We start from the raw sequence: 16,252 nt of genomic DNA, 5'->3' as shown, positions 1-16,252 counted from the left end.
AGTATACTGAACCGCTCAAAAAGAAGGTCACAATGCTCGCCAAGATGTTACCTCACTCAAAAAAGGAAAAGCCCTCACCAAGTATAACTAGAACACCGCTCACTGCAATTTCAAAATAATGTTGAACCTAACCAAAAAAACAGGTGGAGAAATTTTTCTCCACCTGTTGGTTGTTTTAACGTTGCAATGCTTTGCGTTGTGCTGCTAGAAATACTTCGTGTGCAGCAAGGACGCCTGCCCCTGGCTCAAAATCGTAGGAGAAGTCTTGGAGGGCAGCTTCCATTAGGGAAACGGCTTGTAAAATGTCACTTGGGAAGCAGTAGCCCATATGACCGAATCTGAAAATTTTCCCTTGTAGATGACCAAGCCCGCCAGCAAAATCTAGATGATAGTGCTGTTTCAGATGGGCTAAAAATTCGCCAAGATCGATTCCTTGAGGGGCCTTGATTGCTGTAATGGTTGGTGACGCGTATTGGTCCTCTGTTAATAGCTCAATGTGTAAGGCTTTCATAGCGCTACGTACCATATTTTTCATAAGTTCATGACGAGCTACAGTTTGCGCAAAGCCGCCTTCCTGCTCAATCAGTTGACATACTTCGTGCAATCCATAGATCAGTGTGATGGCTGGGGTATTTGGCGTCATGCCCTTTTCGGCCCAGCTTCGATAGCTTAATAAGTTTAAATAGTAAGCGGGTGTTTGATTGTCCTCGATGACTTTCCAAGCTCTTTCGCTGACGCTGATAAGGGAAAGTCCTGGAGGTAGCATCATAGCCTTTTGAGAGCCTGTCACCAAAATGTCGATGCCCCAAGCATCCATTTCAGCAGGGGCACCACCAATACAGCTTACGCCATCTACAATAACAAGGGCATCTGTTTCGTCGCGGATTACCTGCGCTAAGTCAGCAACGGGGTTTATAATGCCTGTAGATGTTTCATTGTACGTAACAAAAACGGCTTTAACGTTGTGCAATGGCTGTAAAAATGCTCGTAGTTCCTCGGCTGTGCAAGCTTGTCCCCATTCTTTTTCAAGCTTATGTACATGGAAGCCATATTGCTCACAAATGGACACGAAATAGTCACCAAATGCTCCAACGGTAATGACCACAACTTCATCACCCGCAGTGACGGTATTGACTGCCGCAGCCTCCAAGGCAGCTGTTCCACCTGATGGCAAAAGTAAGATGTCTTGTGTCGTACCAAAAACAGGTTTTACTAATTCGATTGTTTCTCGGTATAACGTTACAAATTCTTGACTCCGATGACTAAAAATATCCCGATTCATCGCCAACTGAACCCTTTTTGGTATCGGCGTTGGCCCTGGGTGTCTTAAAATATTTTCATACACATTCATCAATCCCTTTCGTTGTGAATTCTAAATTTTCTAACTATAATAATATCATATTTAGGATGATAGCTAGCTGCTATTTTAAAAAATGTTGGAAGAGATTAACATTAAGGTGCAATAAAAAAGGGGACTGTACAGATGGAAACAATCATGCATTATCCATATATTTATTTTTTGTACAAACCAAATCAGGTATTGGTATATAAAATTCAAACATTTGAATATATCTCGCTTGCAGATGTGATGGAAAAGGGTGAATGGTCGAGCTATGCACTACAGCCATCTGAATCATTTACAGCTTTTCACCATGAACAACGTCAGCCACAGGAGGGTTGGACCTTTTGGATGGAGCAGGAACAGCTTTATTTTTTGGTAGAAATGATTAATGACTATATTCAGCAGGTCATGATCACAACTACTGCACAAGCGGTACATATTGTTTGCTCTGAAGCTGTAGCTGGCTCTTTACGAGGGGCCCTTGCTCCACCGAAATATGTTATCGGGTTTCCAGAGGATTTGTCGATCGGCCCTCTCTGGAAACTCGATGAAGAAAGAGGACAGGCATTTCGTCATGAATGGTTAAGGGAAAATATAAATGATGGGTTGGACGATTTTGTCAATGACAATCATTTTAAGAATGCGATAAGAGAAATACAGGATATGCCAAGTCATCTACCCATCTATATTTGGTATGGACATAATGCAGAAGAACAATGTGGCCTTCGTTTTTTCCTTTGTTTATTGCGCGATAAAAGCAATGACATCATGCTCATTAACACGGGTGAACAGAATGTGATTAATCGTCAATGGGACATAGCGCTATATGACAACAAGCCATTGACTACTAAAGAACACCTGATGTTTCAACAGCAATGGCAAGATTTGGCCCAAACAAAGGATGTATGCCGTTTATGGCGGCATCAGCGAATACAAGGAGTGTCAGAGAATCACTATGATTCCGTCATTATTTCGATGCTAGGACAACTTCATCATGAACAAGGAAGTATCGATTTTATACAAACAGGCGTATTCCTTTCAGAGCTACTTGTAAGAATGGAAGAACCACCAAATATCTTCTTTTTAGAGTATAGAATTCGAACTTTAGTCTATAGTGGGGAGTTTGAATTAAAGGGGATTCCTAAATCCATGCGACATTATCAGGTGAGATTACGTCAAAAAACCTCTTTAGCCTGAAGGCATAAAGAGGTTTAACAAGTTGTATTAAGCGGCAACGAATGGTTTGTTCATACGCATTAAACCGTAAATGGCAAAGAATAATCCGCCCGTAATAACCGTTAAAATTGTGTATAGTACAGCCTTACCTGTTTCGCCACACCAGCGATAGAATAGACGATACATGAAATAAATTGAAAAGCCTACCATACCTAGAGAAGCGAGTATGCCGAGAAATGGAATAAACGAAACGATGAACATGCCCGCATAAATAAGCGTATTTTTTAACGCTGTGGCACGTACCGTTTCCCGATTATCCCCACCAGCAGTCAGTAGGAAAAGACTGTATACATTAATAATAGGAATCCAAGCGATATAGGCTACATCTCCAAAACCATTTGTTTTAGACGTCATAAAATAAATGAGTGCACTAATAATGTAGGCGATTAAACCAAGAACAAGAGCTGCTAAAATAAGTATTATAAACAGACCACCCATAGCTGCATCCCAATCATTAGAGTAATAAGAACTATCGTAATTATACATCAGTGAAACCTCCCTTCATTTGAAAATACCAACTAATCATAACAAGCCTAGCCTGTTTAAGCTACAACGAATTTAATGTAATATTTAGTAGAAATCGCACGAATGTACTAGAATATAATTTATTTTTAAGTCTTTGATGATGATTTTTTGAGTAATAAATACAAAAAAAGCAAAAAATATCCTTGTGAAAATTATTGTGCTAGTTTTGGAGAACCATTTTTAGTGTTTTTCATTTGCTTTATACAAAACATTACTATCCTATGATGATAGAAGGTCAGAACATGCCATTGAATTCTAAAAAAAGCCATCCTACTAAAATATAGGGTGGCATTTTTACTTGGATTAAATGAATTTAGCGATATGCTCTAGCTCAATACGAGAAGAATTATATGCAGGAGCTGCTGCTTTACCAATCGCAATTAAAATGACGGGTACGATATGGTCTTCTAATGCAAAGTGTTGAGCGAAGGCTTCTTTATTAAATCCGCCCATTGGGACTGTATCATAGCCCATGTCTTTTGCTAAAAGCATAATTTGCATAGAAATTAGACCAGCATCAAATGTAACGATATTCTTTAACACTTCTTGTGGAAGCTGAGAATATAAGTTTATCGAGTTATTGATCATTAAATCTTTGGTTGCTTCATCAATATAACCAAGATCAAAGTTTTTCGTATAAACAGCCTCGGCATTTTCGTACATTTTTGTATCGCCTAAAACGGCAATAATCGCTGAGGATGTTTCGATTTGTTCTTGATTGTTTGCGATGGCACGTAATTCTTTTTTGATTGCCTCGTCTTGAATTACTAAAAAGCGCCAAGGTTGTAGGTTGCTAGATGATGGAGCAGAAGTCGCTTCTACAAGTAATTGTTCTAATTGCTCTTGTGGAATTTTATAGTTTTCGTCGTATTTACGAACAGATTTACGTTCATGCATAATTTTATTTAAAGAACTTTTTGTCACTGTCATAATTTTTTGTCTCCTTCATTATATGATGCGTTTTTTACTATACGATAAACGCATTCATTTTCCAAGTAAATTGCTCGAATTAAAGAGTCTTGAAAACAGGATTTATTATCTGCCTATCATTTAAAAAGTTACAAAAAAAATATATTTTTATAGAGGTAATCCATTTATACTAGAAGGTAAATAGAGCAAAAATAACAGGTATGGAGTGACAGACAGATGAAAAAACTATTGGGAAATTTAAAGCTTATGGCAAAAATAGGGATACTTATTCCTATTATTATTGTTTTTCTAGGTGGTATGTCCTTCCTTAATTATTTGAGTGCATCACATGAACTTGAAAGCTCTATTGAAAATGAAATGTCTTTACTGGCAGATGATGTAACGGGCTCTGTTGAGAGCAAATTACATGCGCATATTCAGTTGATTTATAGTGCAAAGACAACGATAGAATCAGCTGACAGTATGATGACGAGAGAGCAATTTATTCGCTATGTACAGCAGCTATTGCCATACAATAAGGAAACTTATGGTATGGGGTTATGGCTAGAGGAGGATGTGGCAAAGGGGGAAATTTTTGGCCCGTATGCCTATAAAGAAGGAGAAAAAATTGTCTCTACGGATACGTATGAAGATCCAGCCTATCATTTTCATGAGCAGGAATGGTACCGCAACAGCATCCACTCGAATAGCATTGTCCATACAACACCTTATTTTGATGAGGCCTTAGGAGAAATGTTTATTTCATTTGGCACACAAATTGTGAAAGATTCTAAGCCAGTGGGGGTTATTACAGGGGATTATGTGTTAGATTCTATCCAATCCATTGTCTCTGATGTGCAAATTCGACAGAGTGGCTATGCCTTTTTAATAGATGATAGTGGGAATTTTTTAACGCATCCTGATGTAGATAAAGTAAATAAAGAGACGATTCAGCAATTTTTAAATATTCCTGTTGAGCAGCTAGCTGAGCAGAAAAAGCTAATACAGACAACGATTGATGGGAATGACTTTACGCTACAATATCAGCAAATTCAGAACATGCCGTGGAAATTGGTTTTACTTGTTCCTACAGATGAGCTTTACAGTGAGGTACAGGCGATGCTTCAGCAGCAAATCGTGATTAGTGTATTGCTTATTGTCCTGATCACCATCATTATTTATTTCCTTGCTCGCTATATACGTACGGAAGTGAAAACGATGAATACATATTTAGGCTACCTTGCTACGGGTGATTTAACGAAAAAAATGGCCATTCATACAAAGGATGAATTTGGTGAAATGGCACAGTACTATAATGAGTCTGTGGAAGGGTTAGGGTCTATGATACAGCGCATTGTTGCTGAAACGGAGACAGTTGCCTCCACTGCCGAAGAATTAACAGCCAGTGTACAAGAGGTCAGTAAAACCGTGACGGAAGTAGCTGTTTCTATGCAAAATGTGGCTGAAAATACGAGTTCACAGCAGCAGGTGAGTAGTCAATTAACAGGTGTCACAACACAATTAGGTGATGACATGAAGACTGCCATGGACGATTTACAAGAGGCAGTGCAACAGTCGGTAACAACCTCTCATCTAGCTACAGGGGGCTCGCAAAAAATACGGGCTTTTGTGGATGACATTGTCCAGCTTCATGCACAGGTAGACAGCAGTGCTAATCTGGTGAGTAGCCTGAAGGTGCAATCCGCTCAAATTGAGCAAATGAGTCAGCTTATTTCTGCTATTACTGACCAAACCAATTTATTATCTCTCAATGCGGCTATAGAGGCGGCACGAGCAGGCGAGGCAGGAAAAGGTTTTGCCGTTGTAGCTGGTGAGGTTAAAGCACTTGCTGAACAGACAAGTAGAGCCTCTTTAGACATTGCGAAGGTCGTGCTGACGATTCAGGACCAAATGAATGAGGCGGTGGACATGATGGAGCAAAGTCGAAAAATTGCTCACCAAGGTATTGGTTCTGTCCAGCAAGCAGGTACTACCTTTGATACGATTGCTAGTGCCATTGAAGGGCTCCAGATGACGATACGAGAAACGAGTAATACAACAGCAGATGCTTTTGAAAACTTGCAGGAAGTGACAGCACAAGTGCAGATGATTAACCAACAGGCGATGGCAACAAATGATTATACATTAAATGTTTCGGCCATCACTGAGGAACAAGCCTCCACCATGAATGAAATGGCTGTAGCCTCTGAGCAGTTAGCACAGCTTGCTCAAAATTTGCAGGAAGAAACAGCTGAATTTACTGTCTAATAGTAGGGCGTACATCGATAGGAAGATGTACGCCTTTTTAGGATCTAAATGAAAAAGCTTCCCACTCCACGCTTTTTGTAGGCAGAGCCGATTTGAATTGTTTAATCATTTTTGGGGGTCCACAAATAAAAACACTTGTTTCAGCAGATAGTGACAGCTGATGGAAGGATAGCTTTTCTTCATGAGCTGTATTAATAAAGGTGACAGTGAAATGATCGTTCATTCGAGCATAGCTCTGTAGAAAATCTTTGTAGATGGCATTGTCTTGACCATGGAAGGAATAATACAAGTCAATTTTCTTATCAGGCTTTGTTTGTAAATAGGCAAGAAAAGGTGTAATGCCCATGCCACCAGCAATCCAAATTTGCTGATTGGCCACTCGATCAAAGTCAAAATGACCATATGGCCCAGCTATGGCAACTGGTGTATTGAATTGAAGATCGTTGTAGAGCTGTTTCGTATAATCTCCAATGGCTTTGATTGTTACCGTGATTTGTTCGCCATTACCACCAGTAATAGAGAAGGGGTGTGGCGCTTTTTCGATACCCTCTTGAAAAATTTTTAAAAAGAGAAATTGTCCTGGTCGATAGTCGAGTTTTTTTGTGAGTGTCAGCTCAACTTCAATCACATGGGCGTTCAGCCTTTGAATGGCTGAAACATGACCTGTATATGGAAAGAACATATCTTGATACATTGTCAACATATACAGAGCAGACATAAAACCAATCGTTGTTGTCAGTGCTGTGAAAATGCCTAAAGGAGAAGGTTGTAATAAATCATATTGGCTAGAAAAATAAGCATGATAAATACCGAAAGTATAAGGTACAAGTAGTAAACGATGTAGCCAGCGCCAATGCTCATACTTTAAAAACTTTGCAATGAACGCTAGGACAATTAGGGCAATAAAGCCATATTGGGCAAGCTCACCAAGGTCTTTAGCGAAGTCTTTTAGTGAGGTTTCTTGTATGACTGCCTCATCAGTAATCATTTTTTGCAACTGACCATGCAAGAGGATGAATCCAAGTGAAAGGATTGCGAGTAATTTATGATAAAAATAAACATGCTCAAGACTAGAAAACCAACGCTCTAACAGTTTCATTCTGGTAGCCAATAAGAACACAAGAAATAAACTAGTCATGGCTAAGCCTCCAATGAGATGGCTTAGTATGTTCAATGGATGGATGGGCTCCATAGGTGTAGCGACATACCAAAGAAAAGCACTAGTGCCCATTATGCAAAAGATAAAAAGTAGTCCTTTATAAGCTCTCATATATAACCTCCATCCCTATTTTTATCCATATTCTATATCGCTATACAAATAATGAGTTGAAAAATATTTTCGAGCGTATGTTCGGAATGTACGTTCCCTTTCGGGCGGAATTATGGTACAGTAAGAAGGAAAAAATAGAGAGAGAAGGAGTGGAAGTAATTTATGCAAGGGAACACCCATATTGTTGGGGGCATCACAGCAAGTCTCGCCTTTGCACAGTTTTCAAATGATAACCCACTTGTCTTAGTAGGGGCAGGTGTTATCGGTGCATTACTTCCAGATATATGTCATAGAGGTAGTAAAATCGGTCGAACATTTCCCATCCTAGCGAAGCTGGTTAATACAGTGTTTGGACATCGTTCCTTTACACATAGTTTGCTTTTCCTATTGTTCGTTATGGTGGCGTTACATACTTTAGTTCCTTACAAAGCAATTTCCATTGGGATTATTATAGGGATGGCTAGTCATATCCTGCTTGATATGTGTACAAAAAAGGGCGTTAAACTATTTTTCCCAGCGACTGTATCCATTCGTTTTCCACTTACAACGAAAACGGGTAGCAAGGTGGAAGGGATCGTACTTATGTTGCTTTCGATGCTGTCCATCTATTTGAGCTATGAATTGATTGTCAAATTTATAGATTCGATATAAATTAAGAAGAGAGGCTGGGACATAACTCATTTTATTGAGAAAAAGCAAAAAATGAATGTTATTTTTGTGATTTATTAAAGTATATGTGTTCTAATAACGCAAAAAAATGTTAGACCAAACTTGTAAATGGTCTAACATTTTTTCTTTTGTCCCAGCCTCTTTTGATGTTAGTCAGCTTGTACCTCTTCCACAGTCTGCTCTACTTCGGCGCGCGTCATTTTTTCTCGACCTTCTTGCATCGCCTTCAACGTTTTGTGGGCTAAGGCAAGTGGTAGGCGGCAAAACAGCAGAATGGTACGTTTATTAATATCTTTCATATAGAGGTCTGCTTTGGCTAAATTTTCTTCAGCATAGACAAACAAATCTTCGCGTGTCCAGCCATCAGGCACGAAGTTGACACCACGTTCATCTAAATCCTCATGCTGATTACGTAAGATGTTGACAGCCTGGAGTCCACGACCATAGCCTATTGCTAGCTCACGATCAGTTTGAACGTTGGCACCCCACGCCCAAAGCTCAGACAGCATCGTCCCTACAAGCCCTGCCACGTAGTATGTATAATCATCCAAATCCTCGCGTGTATGCACCTGCCAATTGGCCTTTGCCCATTTGGCCATACCAAAAGCCATTTCGCTTGTGGAAGCCTGAACAATTTTTCGCGATTCCTCAGGACAAAATGTTAGCCAATCTGCTAATCGAAGGGATACTTCTGGCAGTTGATCGGCATAAGGTGCTAATAATGCTTGATAAGCTTCTTTATTAAATGTGTCCTTTAATAATTCACTTGTTGCGGACAATAAATTAAATTTCACATCATTCGAAAGCTGTTCATGATCTTCAATTTCATCAATGGCACGCATGGCTAAATAGGCAGCAGCCACCGATATCTTTAAATCATTTTTTAAAAAAGTAATAGGTATATAAAACGTGCGGCTTGTATCTTTTAAAACCTGCATCGCTTCTTTGTAAAGTCTTTTTTGTTCGTTCACTTGTATTCCTCCGTTCAAATGGTTCCATATCTATAGTATATCGTATCGTAAAAAAAGGGAAAGATAAAACAGATTGTTCATATTTAGAGAGATATTCTTTGAAAACGATTACTACAAATGATATAGTTTAATAATAAACTATTTAAATCTATACTTTTATGGTGGTCAATAAGAGTGGATTTATACTAGTATAGCTACATCAATTTCAAATGAGAGGAAGTTTAATGAAATGGGACGTTTAAATAATAAAATTGCTATGATTACAGGCGGCGCTTCTGGTATGGGTGCAGCGATGGCTAAACTGTTTGCACAAGAAGGTGCTACAGTAATTGCAGCTGATATTAATGAAGAAAACTTAGCAAAAATTTCTGAGCTAGAAAATGTAGAGGGAATGAAATTAGATGTTTCCTCTGACGAAAACTGGGCAGATGTAACAAAAGCAATTGTTGAAAAATATGGTCGCATTGATATTTTAATTAATAATGCGGGTATTTCATCAGAAAAAGGACCCGATCAAATTACACAGGCAGACTGGTCAATTATGCATAATATCAATGCATTTGGACCATTTCTTGGCATTAAACATGCTGCGCACTATATGAAAGAAGCAGGCAAAGGCTCCATTGTTAATACATCGTCTTACACAGCGATTATTGGGGCAGGCTTTAATGCCTATACAGCCTCTAAAGGTTCTTTACGTGCGATTGCTCGTGCAGCAGCTTCAGAGCTTGGTGCTTTCAATGTCCGTGTGAACACGGTATTCCCTGGTGTCATCGAAACACCAATGACAGCCAAATTATCAGAAGCAAAAGAGGCAATGGATATGTTAGTAAGAGCTACACCAATGGGGCGTCTTGGTCAACCAGAGGAAGTAGCAAATGCTATTTTATTTTTAGCATCAGACGAGGCTTCTTACATTACGGGTGCCGAGCTTGTCATTGATGGTGGCTATTCAGCACGCTAGTTAAATATAGTAATTGAAAAGTGGAAATGCCTGTTCAAGCAGTGCATTTTCACTTTTTTTGTTTTTTTAGTAGAATGATGATAAAGCTTTAGAAATTCGTCAAAAAACAGCTATTGATTAGATAAATTTTGATATTTTTCGTGATTTTTTCAAGAAAGTGTACGAAGTTATTGCACAATCATTTCAACAGCGTTAAAGTTTAGAAAGGGCAAAATGTCATTACACGATTTGGGGGACTGTACTGAGCGTTTAGCTTTTGTACGAACAAAATCAGGAGTCAGGATTTTGGCATACATAACTCCTTGCAAAATCCTGGATACCAAAGAGGGCATGAATTTGATGAATTGCCTGAATCATAGCGTAAACCGTCATCATAGTATGAGAAAATTACGTAATAAAAACAAAGGAGAATTGTATGCCAAAGGCTATAGGTATTGATGCAGGCGGCACATTGACAAAGGTTGCTTATTTAGATCAAGACAATGAACTTGTGTTAACAACCTTTCCGTCGAATGATTTGCAATCTGTCACAAAATGGATTATTGATCATCCAGATATTGAGGATATTGGTGTTACGGGGGGACGTACAGAGCAATTACTTGATGTCATTAAAACAATGAAATCGATTCATTATATAGTGGAATTTGAAGCTACATTAAAGGGTGTCCGATTTTTGCTTAATAAAGAAGGCTACTTTTTTGAGCGCAGTATGATTACCAATATTGGGACAGGTACGTCCATTCATTATATGGAAGGTAATACACATATTCGCGTTGGTGGGACAGGCGTTGGTGGTGGGACACTAATTGGTTTGTCAGCGCTTACAACGGGCATTACAGATTACAATGAAATCCGTGAAATGGCTGCCAATGGCAATCGTGAAGGAATCGATTTATTGGTCAAGGATATTTATCAAGGCATGGATACACCGATTGACGGTCATTTAACGGCTAGTAATTTTGGGAAAGTAGGCATTACAAAGTCGATAAAGCATCCTGCTGAGGATATTATTGCGACCGTTCAAGGACTAGTAGGCGAAGTCATTACAACACTCAGCATTCAATATGCGGAGGAAAAAAATGCACAGCATATCGTTTATATTGGCTCCACATTAAGCAATAATGATCATCTTACCCGAGTGATTGCAAATTATACACGCACGAAAAAGCATACACCTGTCTTTATTAATGACCATGGCTTTTCTGGTGCTGTCGGAGCATTACTTAATATTACAGAATATACAATTGTCTAACGATTTAAGGACATAACATATTGTATGACAACTAGTTATGTCCTTTGTTATTCAACTACAATAAGAAGTTATTTAAACACTTTATCTATTTTGTCTTTATCATAATCTAATATCCAGTCATTGTATGTATAATAAATGTCTCGTATAGATTCAGGTGAGGTAGCAAGTAAATCACAGCCTCTATCATCGTAAACGTGAAAAATGGTTTTCTTTTTGATATTTAAAAAATATATCCTATGAAAAATACTTGGTTGGATTCCTAAATCTTGATTACATACTGCTTTTAACAATGGAATGTACTTCAAATCAGATGTTTTACATGCAAGTGTAAACCTATGTGTTTTATATTTTCCGTCCTCATCATCTTCGGGGAAAATAGAAGACATTTCTGTATGCTTCAATTTATATAAGACTGATTTATCATAGATATATGGAGAAAAAATTCTCGCTTTGTGCTGATAGGTTTTTCTACCTCCAAGATCATTGATATCTACTACCATAAAAATTTCCTCGTCTTGTAAATGTAGTGCTTCAAACAGCGTGACAGCCCTTTTATAAACCTCCTGTATATAAAGACGATCTTCATAATCGTATTCTCTAGCTCGCTCTACCCCTAGTTCGAACCGTATGCCAATTTCCCAGTTATAAAACAAAGGTGGTCTAAGAAGTAAGGAAGGAAAATTTTCATTCATATAGTCATTTAAAAGCATATTTGCACCTCAACTTTATTTTTAAAATTTTACCTTTAACAAACCGCCAGAATAATAGTCAAAGAAGAAAATGACTCTACCCATTAATTTAGAAATTATATTTCCCTTTCGTTACTGCATTGGGATAGATGATTAATTTGCCAGTTAACATTTACAAATCCAATATTACTAATATAAGCATTTATCAATTTTGTTTTACTTGAACCTATTCTACCATTTAAAAATTGAGCTAGGAAAGTATTGATAACTCCTCCGAAGCTACTATTAACAGCTTCCATGCTACTAACGATTTTTACATAATCCATTCATAACACCATCATTTAATCCAAACGCTTGTAAATACATAACCATGAGAAATCTCACCATTGGGATTTTTAAGATAATCAATTGGTGTCGAAGAATTAATTGGTATTATATACCATTCGTCATAACTCATTCCTGTTGTAGTTTTAAACCTTACTTCTCCTTTTGTTCTCCTGTATTATACATAATATTCCGATTATTCGATATATATTTAACATCAAATTGATCATGTTCATTTTTTTTACAAATAGCGAAGAAACTTACCTACATGAAAACATCTCGAACTGAACAAATTAGGTAGTAGGAGGTGAAGCTACGTGGGAAAGCGTAATAATCGAAACAACAGTAAAACCATGAATATGAGAACACATAATCCTTTTGGCACTTACAAAAGCAAAGACCTCGATCGAAGTAATAGCAATAATAACAACCCAAATGATAACTTGAATGAAGAGTTCGCGGCAGAATTTGATGCAAAGGCTAAAAATAAAAACAATAAAACGAATCATGATAAAAACCAACAGTCGAATAAAACAAAATAGTGGAGGTACAAATCATGGCAAAAAAGAATAAGACAAGCTTTAAAAAGAAAAAGAAGGAAGATACACACAAAAAGAATGATCGTGAGGAATATTCAGCAGAATTTAATCAGGTCATTCATAATAATCCCCAACAGCCAAAGCAATAAACACAAGCTGCTCCAAAGTCTTTTGGAGCTCTTATTTTTTACTGTTTGTGCTGCTTTATACAGTCAAAAAGGGAGTGATTCAAGTGAGAAAATTTTATTTACTTGGGCTTCTTTTTGTTTCTCTAGCTATGTTTATACAAATACCAGTGGTTGCCAATGCACAACAAGAAACACCAGCTTATGCAAAATGGGGACAGCTGGCTATCAAAGAGGTAAAGGCGAAATATCCTACGGCTAAAATTGTGGATTATTTGCATGAGGGCAAGGAAGTACAGGGGGCATCAACCATTGAGAAATTTAAGCTTTGGCTCAAGCAGCCTGACAAGGAATTTGGTGTTCATGTCAGAATCAGCTACCAAACGACAACGCAGGAAGTAGAAAAAATTGAATTTCAAGAAAGTACTTCATAAAACAAGGATGCCCTATTTTAGGCATCCTTGTTCTTTAACCCTCTAGCTTTTGAATAAATGCACGCATTAAGCCTGGTAAATCAGGCCATGCATGCCCACTTATTAAATTACCATCTGTGTGAAGGTTGGCATCAATGTAAGTTGCTCCTGCCACCTGCACCTCAGGCTTGCAGGCAATATAGGCTGTTAGCTCACGCCCTTTTAGCACTTCAGGAATGGTCGCGAAAATTTGCGCTGCATGACAAACGGCTGCAATTGGTTTATTCGTTTCAAAGAAGTGGCTTACTAGTGCTGGGACATGCTCATTCAAACGAATGTATTCAGGTGCACGTCCACCAGGAATAATGAGCCCATCGAATTGTGTTGGATCAATAGCAGCAAAAGCAGCGTGGGCCTCTAATCCATAAGCAGGACGCTCGATATATGTATCGACACCCTCTACAAAGTCGTGTAATACGGTTTGTAATTTCTTAGCGGATGGTGCTGCAATTGTGACATCATACCCTGCTTCAAGACAACGATAATAAGGATAAAAAATCTCTAAAGCCTCTACTGCATCTCCTGCGAGTATTAAAACCTTTTTCCCCATGCTTCCATCTCCTTTACATTGTAAATCTACTAAGTTTTATTCGACACTTGCAAAAAATTTCCTGCTTACAGTAGGGCTACCTTTCCAAATTCCTTGCTTTACAAAGGAAAAAATGAAGCGTATAGTATTTATTTAACTAGGTAAATAAATTCGCAGGAGGTAAACAATATGAATCCAATATTTCATGCTTTATTCCAAAAAAGTCGGTATTTAACGAACTGCTTAAATGAAGTATTAAAGCAACATCATTTATATAGCTCCCAATGGGCCATTTTATATTGCTTACATAAAAACGGGCCAATGACCTTAACACAAATTTGGAAATATTTAAATGTGGAAGCGCCCAGTATTACAAGAGCTATTACACGACTAGAAACATTGGGCTGGGTCCAACGATTAGATGGAGAGGATAAGCGAGAAAAAATTGTGACTCTTTCCGCTCTAGGGGAGGAGCGCTTACCAGCGATCACCGTAACCATATTAGCATTTGAGGAAGAAATGGTGGGCTCTTTAACTGTTGAGGAGCAGCAGCAATTTCTGAAGTTATTGGAAAAAATGAAAGGTTGATGGACATGCAGCAAGAAGAAAATACACAAATATGGACGAAGCGTTTCATTAGCCTCTTTTTAACGAATATCTCTGTATTTTTTGTTTTTTATGGACTTGTAACGACTTTACCACTCTATGCGATTGGTGAACTACATCAGACAGATAAGGAAGCGGGCCTATTATTGTCAGGCTTTTTATTGTCAGCTATTATTGTACGCCCGTTTTCAGGTAAGTTATTAGATGTTTTTGGCAAGAAAAAACTGTTAGTCCTATCTATAGTGGGCTATTTTATCTGTACCGTTTTATATTTATTTATTCATCCGTTTGGACTTTTACTTGGTCTTCGCTTTATTCAAGGGATTTTCTTTAGTATTATCACAACAGCTGCAGGATCTTTAGCGGCTGATATCGTTCCTGCTAAACGAAAAGGGGCAGGGCTAGGCTACTTTACGATGTCTACGAATCTAGCTGTCGTCATTGGACCATTTATCGGCTTATTATTAATTCAATATAGTACCTTTAATGTCTTATTCATAGTCATGAGTATATGTATTCTAGCAGGAGGAATTTTAGCATTAACGGTCAATACAGATGATTTACCGAAGCCAGTGCATGAAGGAAAATTAACTTTTAAATTGAATGATTTATTTGAGCGTAAGGCGCTTCCTGTTGCAGCAATTGCCAGCCTCGTCGCTTTTTCGTATGCCAGTGTGCTATCCTTTTTATCGGTCTATGCACAGCAAAAGGATTTAATGGCTGTAGCTAGTCTCTTTTATGCAGTATTTGCAGCGGCAATGCTCATTACACGTCCATATACAGGAAAACTTTACGATACGAAGGGACCGCAATTTGTCATTATTCCTGGCATTATTTCCTTTGCCATCGGTCTAGTCATGCTAGCATTTGTTGAAGGACCAATGTTATTTTTAAGTGCTGCTATTTTTATAGGCTTTGGCTATGGAGCTGTAACGACTAGCTTGCAAGCATTAGCAGTTCAATCCACTGCCATTCAACGAAGCGGCTATGCAACAGCAACCTATTTTACGATGTTTGACCTGGGTATCGCACTAGGTTCGTATATTTTAGGAATGGTAGCTGTACAGGCAGGCTATGCTTCTGTCTATTTATCGGGGGCAGGCTTACTGGGGGTTGTCTTTATTATTTATCTATTACGCCTTGCAAAGATGAAACCGAAAAAAGTAGTGCATATATAGTCAAACAGTTGGGGGTGTGCCCAACTGTTTTTATAATTGTCCCAGCCTCATCAAAATAAATTTTGTTCATTTATAAGAAAGATACGATTTATAAAAAGTTTTAATGAGCTCTTTTTCAAAATGAGTATTACTTTTGTCCTTTTTAAATCTAACGAAAACTACTTTTTGTTTACTTATCTTTAATAATGTTGACAATTGTCGGAAATTCTAATCGATTTCTTAAAACGCAGTACTGGTATTGGATTCATGATAAAAATTATATAATAGACGATTAAAGGAGAGCCACCCAAGCATGCTCTCCATTTTTATATTCTTATTTCTTTATCCTAGTCCAACATTAAAGCCTGCAGCTTAACTAAATTTTTCATTTCAAGCTTTTGTAT

The 16,252-nt window shown here is 38.0% G+C and carries 17 protein-coding genes; 10 read left to right on the top strand and 7 right to left on the bottom strand.

Features of this window, described 5'->3' with window-relative positions:
- Positions 1 to 175: 175 nt before the first annotated feature.
- The gene (locus CRI88_RS15970) at positions 176 to 1,345 is read right to left on the bottom strand and encodes a pyridoxal-phosphate-dependent aminotransferase family protein (RefSeq protein WP_101966844.1); all 1,170 of its coding nucleotides are present in this window, start codon (positions 1,343 to 1,345) and stop codon (positions 176 to 178) included.
- Positions 1,346 to 1,483: 138 nt separating this feature from the next.
- Between CRI88_RS15970 and CRI88_RS15965 the strand changes: the two genes are divergently transcribed.
- Positions 1,484 to 2,539 (top strand): DUF1835 domain-containing protein, encoded by a 1,056-nt coding sequence (locus CRI88_RS15965; protein WP_101966843.1) that lies wholly within the window; start codon positions 1,484 to 1,486, stop codon positions 2,537 to 2,539.
- A gap of 27 nt (positions 2,540 to 2,566) precedes the next feature.
- Here the strand turns inward: CRI88_RS15965 and CRI88_RS15960 are convergent, their stop codons facing one another.
- Positions 2,567 to 3,064 (bottom strand): hypothetical protein, encoded by a 498-nt coding sequence (locus CRI88_RS15960; protein WP_230593752.1) that lies wholly within the window; start codon positions 3,062 to 3,064, stop codon positions 2,567 to 2,569.
- 342 nt (positions 3,065 to 3,406) lie between these two features.
- Complete coding sequence (locus tag CRI88_RS15955; protein ID WP_036118238.1) at positions 3,407 to 4,033, bottom strand: nitroreductase family protein; 627 nt, start codon at positions 4,031 to 4,033, stop codon at positions 3,407 to 3,409.
- Between the two features lie 216 nt (positions 4,034 to 4,249).
- Here CRI88_RS15955 and CRI88_RS15950 point away from each other — a divergent pair, with 216 nt between their 5' ends.
- Positions 4,250 to 6,280 (top strand): methyl-accepting chemotaxis protein, encoded by a 2,031-nt coding sequence (locus CRI88_RS15950; RefSeq protein ID WP_101966842.1) that lies wholly within the window; start codon positions 4,250 to 4,252, stop codon positions 6,278 to 6,280.
- 37 nt (positions 6,281 to 6,317) lie between these two features.
- On the opposite strand, the gene CRI88_RS15945 is transcribed toward CRI88_RS15950, so the two are convergent.
- Positions 6,318 to 7,418, bottom strand: coding sequence for a ferredoxin reductase family protein (locus tag CRI88_RS15945; RefSeq protein ID WP_257982916.1), 1,101 nt, complete (start codon positions 7,416 to 7,418; stop codon positions 6,318 to 6,320).
- A 294-nt stretch (positions 7,419 to 7,712) separates the two neighbouring features.
- Between CRI88_RS15945 and CRI88_RS15940 the strand changes: the two genes are divergently transcribed.
- Positions 7,713 to 8,201, top strand: coding sequence for a metal-dependent hydrolase (locus CRI88_RS15940; RefSeq protein ID WP_101966840.1), 489 nt, complete (start codon positions 7,713 to 7,715; stop codon positions 8,199 to 8,201).
- Between the two features lie 167 nt (positions 8,202 to 8,368).
- Here the strand turns inward: CRI88_RS15940 and CRI88_RS15935 are convergent, their stop codons facing one another.
- Positions 8,369 to 9,190, bottom strand: coding sequence for a squalene/phytoene synthase family protein (locus tag CRI88_RS15935; protein ID WP_089932545.1), 822 nt, complete (start codon positions 9,188 to 9,190; stop codon positions 8,369 to 8,371).
- Positions 9,191 to 9,419: 229 nt separating this feature from the next.
- Here CRI88_RS15935 and CRI88_RS15930 point away from each other — a divergent pair, with 229 nt between their 5' ends.
- Positions 9,420 to 10,154: an SDR family NAD(P)-dependent oxidoreductase gene (locus tag CRI88_RS15930; RefSeq protein WP_036118224.1), complete on the top strand. Its 735-nt coding sequence runs from the start codon at positions 9,420 to 9,422 to the stop codon at positions 10,152 to 10,154.
- 415 nt (positions 10,155 to 10,569) lie between these two features.
- Positions 10,570 to 11,406: a type II pantothenate kinase gene (gene coaW, locus CRI88_RS15925; RefSeq protein ID WP_036118221.1), complete on the top strand. Its 837-nt coding sequence runs from the start codon at positions 10,570 to 10,572 to the stop codon at positions 11,404 to 11,406.
- A 68-nt stretch (positions 11,407 to 11,474) separates the two neighbouring features.
- Here the strand turns inward: coaW and CRI88_RS15920 are convergent, their stop codons facing one another.
- Complete coding sequence (locus CRI88_RS15920; protein ID WP_058844673.1) at positions 11,475 to 12,116, bottom strand: DUF3885 domain-containing protein; 642 nt, start codon at positions 12,114 to 12,116, stop codon at positions 11,475 to 11,477.
- A 620-nt stretch (positions 12,117 to 12,736) separates the two neighbouring features.
- Here CRI88_RS15920 and CRI88_RS15910 point away from each other — a divergent pair.
- From CRI88_RS15910 to CRI88_RS15905, 3 genes are all read left to right on the top strand, one after another.
- Positions 12,737 to 12,961 (top strand): hypothetical protein, encoded by a 225-nt coding sequence (locus CRI88_RS15910; protein WP_004269369.1) that lies wholly within the window; start codon positions 12,737 to 12,739, stop codon positions 12,959 to 12,961.
- Between the two features lie 14 nt (positions 12,962 to 12,975).
- On the top strand, positions 12,976 to 13,107 hold the full coding sequence (locus tag CRI88_RS22970; RefSeq protein WP_255358822.1) for a hypothetical protein: 132 nt from the start codon (positions 12,976 to 12,978) through the stop codon (positions 13,105 to 13,107).
- A gap of 83 nt (positions 13,108 to 13,190) precedes the next feature.
- Positions 13,191 to 13,517, top strand: coding sequence for a DUF3889 domain-containing protein (locus CRI88_RS15905; protein ID WP_036118210.1), 327 nt, complete (start codon positions 13,191 to 13,193; stop codon positions 13,515 to 13,517).
- Positions 13,518 to 13,551: 34 nt separating this feature from the next.
- Here CRI88_RS15905 and CRI88_RS15900 read toward each other — a convergent pair whose 3' ends face one another.
- The gene (locus tag CRI88_RS15900) at positions 13,552 to 14,106 is read right to left on the bottom strand and encodes a DJ-1/PfpI family protein (RefSeq protein ID WP_036118205.1); all 555 of its coding nucleotides are present in this window, start codon (positions 14,104 to 14,106) and stop codon (positions 13,552 to 13,554) included.
- A 168-nt stretch (positions 14,107 to 14,274) separates the two neighbouring features.
- On the opposite strand from CRI88_RS15900, the gene CRI88_RS15895 reads away from it, so the two are divergent.
- Both CRI88_RS15895 and CRI88_RS15890 read left to right on the top strand, forming a co-directional pair.
- Positions 14,275 to 14,673: a MarR family winged helix-turn-helix transcriptional regulator gene (locus tag CRI88_RS15895; protein ID WP_036118202.1), complete on the top strand. Its 399-nt coding sequence runs from the start codon at positions 14,275 to 14,277 to the stop codon at positions 14,671 to 14,673.
- Positions 14,674 to 14,678: 5 nt separating this feature from the next.
- Complete coding sequence (locus CRI88_RS15890; RefSeq protein ID WP_374110932.1) at positions 14,679 to 15,869, top strand: MFS transporter; 1,191 nt, start codon at positions 14,679 to 14,681, stop codon at positions 15,867 to 15,869.
- Positions 15,870 to 16,252: the final 383 nt, after the last annotated feature.

The sequence above is a fragment of the Lysinibacillus fusiformis genome (assembly GCF_002845985.1).
Classification (GTDB): domain Bacteria; phylum Bacillota; class Bacilli; order Bacillales_A; family Planococcaceae; genus Lysinibacillus; species Lysinibacillus fusiformis_D.
This window is presented reverse-complemented; position numbering and strand designations above follow the sequence as displayed.

Excerpts from the sequence above, each read along its gene's own strand:
- CRI88_RS15965 (WP_101966843.1), top strand. The coding sequence starts at position 1,484 with ATGGAAACAATCATGCATTATCCATATATTTATTTTTTGTACAAACCA.
- CRI88_RS15960 (WP_230593752.1), bottom strand. The coding sequence starts at position 3,064 with ATGTATAATTACGATAGTTCTTATTACTCTAATGATTGGGATGCAGCT.
- CRI88_RS15955 (WP_036118238.1), bottom strand. The coding sequence starts at position 4,033 with ATGACAGTGACAAAAAGTTCTTTAAATAAAATTATGCATGAACGTAAA.
- CRI88_RS15950 (WP_101966842.1), top strand. The coding sequence starts at position 4,250 with ATGAAAAAACTATTGGGAAATTTAAAGCTTATGGCAAAAATAGGGATA.
- CRI88_RS15945 (WP_257982916.1), bottom strand. The coding sequence starts at position 7,418 with ATGACTAGTTTATTTCTTGTGTTCTTATTGGCTACCAGAATGAAACTG.
- CRI88_RS15940 (WP_101966840.1), top strand. The coding sequence starts at position 7,713 with ATGCAAGGGAACACCCATATTGTTGGGGGCATCACAGCAAGTCTCGCC.
- CRI88_RS15930 (WP_036118224.1), top strand. The coding sequence starts at position 9,420 with ATGGGACGTTTAAATAATAAAATTGCTATGATTACAGGCGGCGCTTCT.
- coaW (WP_036118221.1), top strand. The coding sequence starts at position 10,570 with ATGCCAAAGGCTATAGGTATTGATGCAGGCGGCACATTGACAAAGGTT.
- CRI88_RS15920 (WP_058844673.1), bottom strand. The coding sequence starts at position 12,116 with ATGCTTTTAAATGACTATATGAATGAAAATTTTCCTTCCTTACTTCTT.
- CRI88_RS22970 (WP_255358822.1), top strand. The coding sequence starts at position 12,976 with ATGGCAAAAAAGAATAAGACAAGCTTTAAAAAGAAAAAGAAGGAAGAT.
- CRI88_RS15900 (WP_036118205.1), bottom strand. The coding sequence starts at position 14,106 with ATGGGGAAAAAGGTTTTAATACTCGCAGGAGATGCAGTAGAGGCTTTA.
- CRI88_RS15895 (WP_036118202.1), top strand. The coding sequence starts at position 14,275 with ATGAATCCAATATTTCATGCTTTATTCCAAAAAAGTCGGTATTTAACG.
- CRI88_RS15890 (WP_374110932.1), top strand. The coding sequence starts at position 14,679 with ATGCAGCAAGAAGAAAATACACAAATATGGACGAAGCGTTTCATTAGC.